Raw genomic sequence first — 7,108 nt, forward strand, 5'->3', positions numbered from 1 at the left:
AAAGCCGGTGAAAAGCAGCCGCAGGATGAAGAAATCGAGGCCGAAATACACCGGCGTCAGATCGGAGACCACCGCAGATGCTGAAGTGCCGCCAAACGTCACTGCCAGCAGCGTCGCCACCATGCCCGTGATGCCGAGAGCCTTGCCCGGACGCAGCAGGAGGCTGAGCAGTGAAAATACAAACGCCAGCACCATCAGGACAAACATGCCCGTGCGGAAGGCCGGATGCCCGATCAATACCGCGTTCTCCTTCATGGTGAACACCCCCGGAAAACGCATCATCACCACGCTGCCGAGCGCCGCCAGACCAAACATCATGCCCAGAACGCCGCTGATCCACCCGCTGCCGAACTTTCTCAAAGCAGGCGGTGCCTCCAGTTCACGGCGAATCTTCAGACGGGTCTCGTGGAGAGCTTTCATGGCACGATTTTAGTATTCCTTGCTTTGATTACAAGACCACCGGGAATAATCCCCCGCAGTTTTTCTGCCTTTTGTGTCAGGAGGAGCATGAAAAAATTCATCGCATCCACGTCCGGTGATGTCACAATTGACGTATTCCAATCAACCCATGACTGCTACCTTCGGCCGAATGCTCATCGCTGCGCGTGAAAAACGCGGCTTGTCCATTGAGGACGCTGCGCATGAGACACGCATTCCGGCGCAGCGCCTGCGCTATCTGGAGTCCGGCAACATTGCGGCATTTGGCAGCCTGACGTATGCACGTTCGTTCATGCGTCAGTACAGCGATTTCCTTGAAGTGGACGCATCCTCCATGCTGGAGGAACTGCCCGAAGGTGCCCTGGGCGGAGAGCGGGATTACCGTTATCTGACACAATCCCAGGGGCCATGGCTGCGGGAGCCTGCCTCGCGCAATGAGCGCGTCACCACGCCTGCAGATGGCCGGGTGCGCTCCATCAAGTCCCCGCTGCCGGCGGCCCTCGCGGTCTTTATCTTCGTTCTCGCCGGCACCGCCATGTGGGGAAAGCATGTGGCTGACATGCGCAGCCAGGTGGAACCTGCCGCGCTGAAGGCGCTGCCAGTCGATGACGACGACACCTCCTCCCCCGCCTCTTTGGTGGCCGCCCCAGGCACGGGAGGTGCGACGAATGCAAAAACGAAACAGCTGGATTTTCCGGGCACCGCCCATAAAGCTACCCCTGTAAACTGATCTGCGAATGCCTGCGCCTGAAACCATTCCCCCAAAATCCCTGTGGTGGCTCGAATCGCTGCTCTGGTCTGCTGCCATCATCATTGGCGTGGCCATTGCGGCTTATGTGAATGAAACCGCACGTGAGATCGTGGCCCAGGGGCTGGCCTATTTCTTCACCTTCTTCTCCACTCCTTTTGTGCTGGAGACCAGCACGGCATTTGTCGGTTTCTGCATCGTGATGTTCATCAATGCCCGTCGTCTCGAACGTGAAGGCGACGGCTGGGTGGAAATGGAGATCAAGGACCCTGCCGTGCCGGAAGACCTCATGGCAGTTCAAACGCCCGGTGACAAAGCTTCCGAGATCTGAAGTCTGACTGGTCTTCGGCACGTACTTGTTTCACCCTTCGGACCCGCCGAATGTGAACCTGACGCCTGCATGACTTCCGACACTCCTTCTGCCCCCCTTGCGCCCGTGAGCCACGGGCAGCGCGTGGTGGCGGCAGGAAAGTTCCTCCAACTGGCCGATGGCACAGCCCATTTCATGCGGGGCGTCACCTACGGCCCGTTCAAACCGAACTCGCGGGGTGAGCCCTTCCCTGAAGACTCCCAGCTCGCTGCCGACCTGCGCCACATCGCGGCGCTGGGTTTCAATACCGCGCGGCTGTACGAGCCCCCAACGGCAGCCGTGCTGCGCGAAGTCGAAGCCCTCGGCCTGCGCCTGATCGTTGGCATCCCTTGGAGTGAGCATGTGGATTTCCTCGCCAGCCGCACTCTTTGCCGTGAGATCGAAACCCAGGTCGCCGCCACATGCGCCAGGCTGGGTGATCACTCCTGCATCACCGCATTCCTCGTCGGCAATGAGATCGAGAAAACGCTGGTGCGCTGGATGAAGCCCCGGCGCGTGCGCGCTTTTATCGAAAAACTCATCGAAATCGCCCGCCGCCATGCGCCGCAGACGCTCATCAGCTACGCCACGTATCCCTCCACCGGCTATCTCGTGCCGCGCAATGCCGACTTCATCGCGGTGAATGTGTATCTGGAATCCGCTGCGGCATTCAGCGCATGCCTCGCTCAATGGCAGAATCTCGCAGGCAACCAGCCGCTGCTCATCACGGAATTTGGGCTGGATGTCGCCACGCACGGACCTGAGCGACAGGCGGAGGTGATGCGCTGGCAGCATGACTGCCTTCTGAGCGGCGGCTGTGCGGGCGGGGTCTGGTTTGCCTACACGGACGAATGGTTCCGGGGCGGCAGGGAAATCACCGACTGGCAGTTTGGCCTGGTGGATCGTGAGAGAAAGGAACGCCCTGCCTGTGCCCTGCAGCGCGAGCTGGCACCCGTCTGGCTGCCGCCTGCCACAGCGCCACGCATCTCCGTCGTGGTCTGCACTCACAATGGTGCCGCCACGCTGAGCCAATGCCTGGATTCCTTGGTGGCGCTGCGCTATCCCGACTTTGAAATTCTGCTCATCGACGACGGTTCCCGCCAGCACATCGCCGAAATCGCGAAAGCGCACCCACAGGTGCGCTACCAGTTTCAGGAGCACGCCGGACTCAGTGTGGCCCGCAATCTCGGCGCCCGGCTCGCCACCGGCGCCATCATCGCCTACACCGATGATGACTGCATCGCACACCCCGACTGGCTCCTCCACCTGAGCCATGCCTTGGCAGATGAAACCGTCGCCGCTGCCGGAGGTCCCAACATCCCGCCTCCACCACGCAATCGCATCGAGCACATTGTAGCTGCAGCCCCCGGGGCACCAGCACACGTGCTGCTCAATGACACCGAAGCCGAGCACCTGCCGGGCTGCAATCTGGCCATTCGGAAGGACGCGCTCGAACTCATCGGCGGCTTTCGGGCTGAATTCAAAACAGCGGGTGATGATGTGGACATCTGCTGGCGGCTGCGTGAAACCGGCAGACGGCTCCTTTTCGTGCCCGGGGCGATGGTCTGGCATCATCGGCGCTTCACCATACGGGCCTACTTGACGCAGCAGTTTGGCTATGGCTGCGCGGAGGCGCTCCTGATGAAGACACATCCTGAACGCTTCGGTTACCTCGGTGGCGCGCGCTGGCGTGGCGGCATTTATGGGGACCAGCATCCGGCGGACTATCCTGTCGAAGGAAGCATCTTCCACGGTCCCATGGGACTCGGTGCCTTCCAAGTGATCTACTCATCCTCCAGCTTCCGCTGGTGGGAATGGTTCACCGGCCTGCTATGGCTTGCACTGCTGCTGCTGGCGCTGGTATGTCAGCAGCCATGGCTGGCGCTGGGGTTGCTGGGCTTTGCCTGCTGGTCTGCCTGGCAGGTCAGCGCCCGTAATGCTGCAGCGGCCAGCATCCATGGCCCGCTGGATCGCCTGCTGCTCTGGTGGCTGAGCTTCCTGCAGCCCGTGGTGCGCGAGTGGGCACGGCTGCGTGGCATGCTGGCACTAGGCGCACGGCCCAGCCGTCATCCGCTGCTGCCAGACATCGTTCCGCCCACACGACCGCACAAAATCACCCTCAGCTTGGGAACACTGTGCTTCTGGAGTGAAACCGGCACCACCCGAGACGCTTGGCTCCAAGAACTGCGCAAGGCACTCAGAGCTGCGCACATCATCTTTCGTGAAGATGACGGCTGGCGCTGGTTTGACATCGAGGCCTGGCCTTGGTCGGAGGTTTCTCGCGCCTTTTTGAGTGTCACAGAGTTCCATTCCAACGGACGCTGCCTCACGCGTGTGAAGTTGCTCCTGCGCATCCGCCGCAGCTTCGGGTGGAACATGCTGCTGTGGCTCATCGTCACCGCGATTTTGATGGCGGCAGGTTTGCACATGCTTCTTGTGCTAGGGCTGGTGGCTATTGTCGCCATCATCCTGCTGCTCCCGCTCGGCGTGTGGTTCATCCGCCGTGAAATGCGCAGGCTCGCGCGGTCAGCGGCTGCCAGTGCCGGATTGATCGAAATGCGTTAGCGCTTCAGCACCCGCGCAGCGCCCAGCCATAGCACGACAGGAACAAGGGCACTCAAAGCAAAAGCCCAGCCGGGCTCGCTCTGCCCGAGGTGGCCGATCGCAGCGAACACAAAGCCCGTGGGCACCGAGCCACACGCCAGCGCCGGCAAAAAAACGCGCCAGCGCATGCGGGAAAGCCCTGCGAGGCAGGCCACCGCCTCTGGCAGCACCGGCATCCAGCGCGAGAGCGCCACCAGCCAGCCGCCACGTTTCTCGAACACCTCTTCGCCTCTGCGCAGCCCCTCTTCGCCCGCAATCCTGCGCGCCGCACCACGCCCCAGCCAGCGGCAGGCAGCGTAGGCAATGACGCCGGAAAGCATCGACCCGGCCGCACAAATCAGGCCGCCCAGCCACCAGCCATACATCCACCCCAGCGCCGACATGACCACCGTCGAAGGCACAGGCAGCACGATGTCGGCCACCAGCAGCACGATCCCCGCCGCCCACGCCCATGCGCCGTAGCTTTCCATCCACTGGCGCGCGCCTGCGAGGCTCAGAGTTTGATCAAACTGCGCTCCCCAGATCACAAACGGCACGATGATCCCCGCGAGGATCACGAGAGTCAGAAGAAGGAGCGAACGGCTGCCACGGGTCATGCAGCAACACAGCAGGCAATCGGGCTCAGGGCAAGAGCGGCACCGCATTCTCCACCATGCCTGCCTCCCGCTGGCCGGAGCCCGCACGTTTGAAATCGCCCAGCTCAGCGCGGGCTTTGTCAGCCAGCCGCATGAGGCGCTGCACCACCTCCGGATGCTGGGCAGACACTTCGCGTTCTTCACTCACATCATGGCGGACATCGAACAGTTCCAGGCTGAAAGGCTCCTGCCTGCTGCTCAGAGTATTAAACTTGCCGGTCAGCGGCAGGTAGAGTTTCCAGTCTCCTGCGCGTACCGCCTGTAACTGATCCATGCGATAATAGAAGAAACCATCCTCATCCCATGGCGAGGCAGTTTTGCTGGCGTCAAAGAGCATCGAAGTGATGTCATGCCCGTCGATCTTGTGCGGTGGCGGTTTGGCACCCGCGAGGCTGGCAAAGGTCGGCAGCAGGTCCATCGTCGAACACAGCGCGTCATTCACCGCTCCAGCGGCGATCTTTCCCGGCCAGCGCATCACGCAGGGCATGCGCATCGCCCCTTCAGACGTGTCATAACCCGAGCCGCGATACGGCGCATTGCTGCCCTGCGGCGGATTGCGTTTCACCGCACCGTTGTCGGAGGTCCACACGACGAGCGTGTTGTCCGCGATTTTCAGCCGCTGCAAGGCCGCCATGATCTCCCCGGTGCTCCAGTCAAGCTCCTCCACCGAGTCGCCGTACTCCCCGTTCGCACTCTTGCCGCGAAAGTTCTCGCTCGAAAACGGATGCGCAGTCGATCCCGGCATCGTGTGCGGCAGATAGAGAAAAAACGGCTTTCCTGCATGCTTCTCAATGAAGCGCACCGCCTCTTCCGTGCAGCGCTTCACCAGATGATCACGGTCCGCAGGCGCCTCGATCACTTTCTCTCCACGCATCAGCGGCAGCTCCGGCCACACATCCGGCTTTTTGTCCTTCACCATGTCATCGCTGTAGGGAATGCCGAAGAAATCATCAAAACCCTGCTTCGTCGGCAGAAACGCCTGCTGATCCCCGAGATGCCATTTGCCGATGCACATTGTCGCATAACCCGCGCTTTTCAAAACCTCAGCCATGGTGACCTCGGCGGGATTGAGCCCCTTGCGCGCCATCGGCTGAAGCACTGCGCCACCCGTATCGCTCACATGCATGCCCACCCGGCGCGGATAACAGCCCGTCATCAATGCTGCACGACTCGGCGTGCAGACACCGCTCGCTACATAGAAGCTGGTAAACTTCGTTCCCTCCGCAGCCAGGCGGTCCACATTCGGCGTACGATGCAGTTTTGAACCAAAGCAGCCGAGGTCCCCGTTTCCGAAGTTATCGACAAAAATGACGATGATGTTCGGCTTCGCCGCCAAGGCGCTTACAGAGAACAACAGGAGGAGGCAGAGTGTTTTCATAGGGCTGGTGCATCCCAAGCCGCCACGCCCATGTGGTAATGATCACACTCGGGCGCGGCTTTGGAGTAGTAGGCGGTGACGATCTTGCCATTCGCGAGCTGAACGCTGGAAGGATAGCCGCAGTCGCCTACCTCACTGCGTGCAAGACGAATGGGCGCACTCCATGTCTTGCCATCGTCGCTGCTGAACTTTGCGCAGACTCCGTGCTGCCCGGCAATGCGCACGCCATAGCTCAGTAGCAGACGCTTGTCTGCCAGACGGGTGAGGTGGCCGTTGATCTCATTGCGTGCGGTCACCTTGAGAGGTGCGCCCCAGGTCGCGCCATCGTCATCGCTGCGAAACAGCTCCATCTGCGTGGTGCGTGCTGCGGCCAGCCAGCTCTTGCCGCCGAGCGGAAAAATGTCCGTCTCATTGTGGGTGGCACCGATGATGGACTGCGGCTTCCACGTGACGCCATCGTCATCGCTGCGGAAAAACCAGGAGCGCCAGCCCTTCGTCTTGCTCGATTTCGTCGGATCGGTCATCTGGCCCTGATAGCATGACGTGCGCAGCGTGCCGTCCTGCGCCGTCCAGATGTCGCCAAAGGGAATGTGCTCGGTCCATTCGTCAGATTCAGTCGCGGGAAAAACATCGCTTTTGCTCCAGCTGCGGCCTGCGTCCTTCGAGCGCAGCACCCAGCTGCGCAGCACGGCATCGCGGAAATCAGCCTGCTTGGGCCGCTGCGGCTGCTTCACATTGGTCCATCCGGAGCAGAGCACGAGGAGATCGCCGTTCTTTGCGAGACCCGCCGCGTGGTTCATGCGGATCGTGTCCGGTTCATGCTGCGTGACGGTGCTGCGCTTCTCCCATTTCACACCGTCGCTGCTGGCGTAGCAGTCCACATCCCCCTGCATGGTGCCGTGTCCCGGCTGATTGAAAAGAATGGCGATGATCGTGCCATCAGGCAGCAAAGTGAG

The 7,108-nt window shown here is 61.3% G+C and carries 6 protein-coding genes and 1 pseudogene; 3 read left to right on the forward strand and 4 right to left on the reverse strand.

Going from position 1 to position 7,108, the window contains the following annotated elements; all coding sequences use genetic code 11:
* Positions 1–420 (reverse strand): annotated as a pseudogene (locus tag ACIREA_RS22635) (sterol desaturase family protein); the annotation flags it as partial.
* A gap of 148 nt (positions 421–568) precedes the next feature.
* Here ACIREA_RS22635 and ACIREA_RS22640 point away from each other — a divergent pair.
* The 3 genes from ACIREA_RS22640 (at position 569) to ACIREA_RS22650 (ending at position 4,100) form a co-directional block, all read left to right on the forward strand.
* The gene (locus ACIREA_RS22640; RefSeq protein ID WP_397384621.1) at positions 569–1,168 is read left to right on the forward strand and encodes a helix-turn-helix domain-containing protein; all 600 of its coding nucleotides are present in this window, start codon (positions 569–571) and stop codon (positions 1,166–1,168) included.
* A gap of 7 nt (positions 1,169–1,175) precedes the next feature.
* Positions 1,176–1,517: a hypothetical protein gene (locus tag ACIREA_RS22645; RefSeq protein ID WP_397384622.1), complete on the forward strand. Its 342-nt coding sequence runs from the start codon at positions 1,176–1,178 to the stop codon at positions 1,515–1,517.
* 69 nt (positions 1,518–1,586) lie between these two features.
* Positions 1,587–4,100: a glycosyltransferase gene (locus ACIREA_RS22650; RefSeq protein ID WP_397384623.1), complete on the forward strand. Its 2,514-nt coding sequence runs from the start codon at positions 1,587–1,589 to the stop codon at positions 4,098–4,100.
* On the opposite strand, the gene ACIREA_RS22655 is transcribed toward ACIREA_RS22650, so the two are convergent.
* From ACIREA_RS22655 to ACIREA_RS22665, 3 genes are all read right to left on the reverse strand, one after another.
* Positions 4,097–4,735 carry a TVP38/TMEM64 family protein gene (locus ACIREA_RS22655; RefSeq protein ID WP_397384624.1) on the reverse strand — a complete coding sequence of 213 codons (639 nt, stop codon included), beginning with the start codon at positions 4,733–4,735 and terminating at the stop codon, positions 4,097–4,099. The genes ACIREA_RS22650 and ACIREA_RS22655 overlap by 4 nt on opposite strands.
* 25 nt (positions 4,736–4,760) lie before the next feature.
* Positions 4,761–6,152, reverse strand: coding sequence for a sulfatase (locus tag ACIREA_RS22660; RefSeq protein WP_397384625.1), 1,392 nt, complete (start codon positions 6,150–6,152; stop codon positions 4,761–4,763).
* A partial coding sequence (locus tag ACIREA_RS22665; protein ID WP_397384626.1) for a sialidase family protein occupies positions 6,149–7,108 on the reverse strand: 960 nt, incomplete at its 5' end. The genes ACIREA_RS22660 and ACIREA_RS22665, both read right to left, overlap by 4 nt.

The sequence above is a fragment of the Prosthecobacter sp. genome, assembly GCF_044373815.1.
In the GTDB taxonomy this organism is placed as follows: domain Bacteria; phylum Verrucomicrobiota; class Verrucomicrobiia; order Verrucomicrobiales; family Verrucomicrobiaceae; genus Prosthecobacter.

Bases quoted from the DNA above. Each gene is read 5' to 3' on its own strand.
- ACIREA_RS22645 (WP_397384622.1), top strand. From the start codon at position 1,176: ATGCCTGCGCCTGAAACCATTCCCCCAAAATCCCTGTGGTGGCTCGAA.
- ACIREA_RS22660 (WP_397384625.1), bottom strand. From the start codon at position 6,152: ATGAAAACACTCTGCCTCCTCCTGTTGTTCTCTGTAAGCGCCTTGGCG.
- ACIREA_RS22640 (WP_397384621.1), top strand. From the start codon at position 569: ATGACTGCTACCTTCGGCCGAATGCTCATCGCTGCGCGTGAAAAACGC.
- ACIREA_RS22650 (WP_397384623.1), top strand. From the start codon at position 1,587: ATGACTTCCGACACTCCTTCTGCCCCCCTTGCGCCCGTGAGCCACGGG.
- ACIREA_RS22655 (WP_397384624.1), bottom strand. From the start codon at position 4,735: ATGACCCGTGGCAGCCGTTCGCTCCTTCTTCTGACTCTCGTGATCCTC.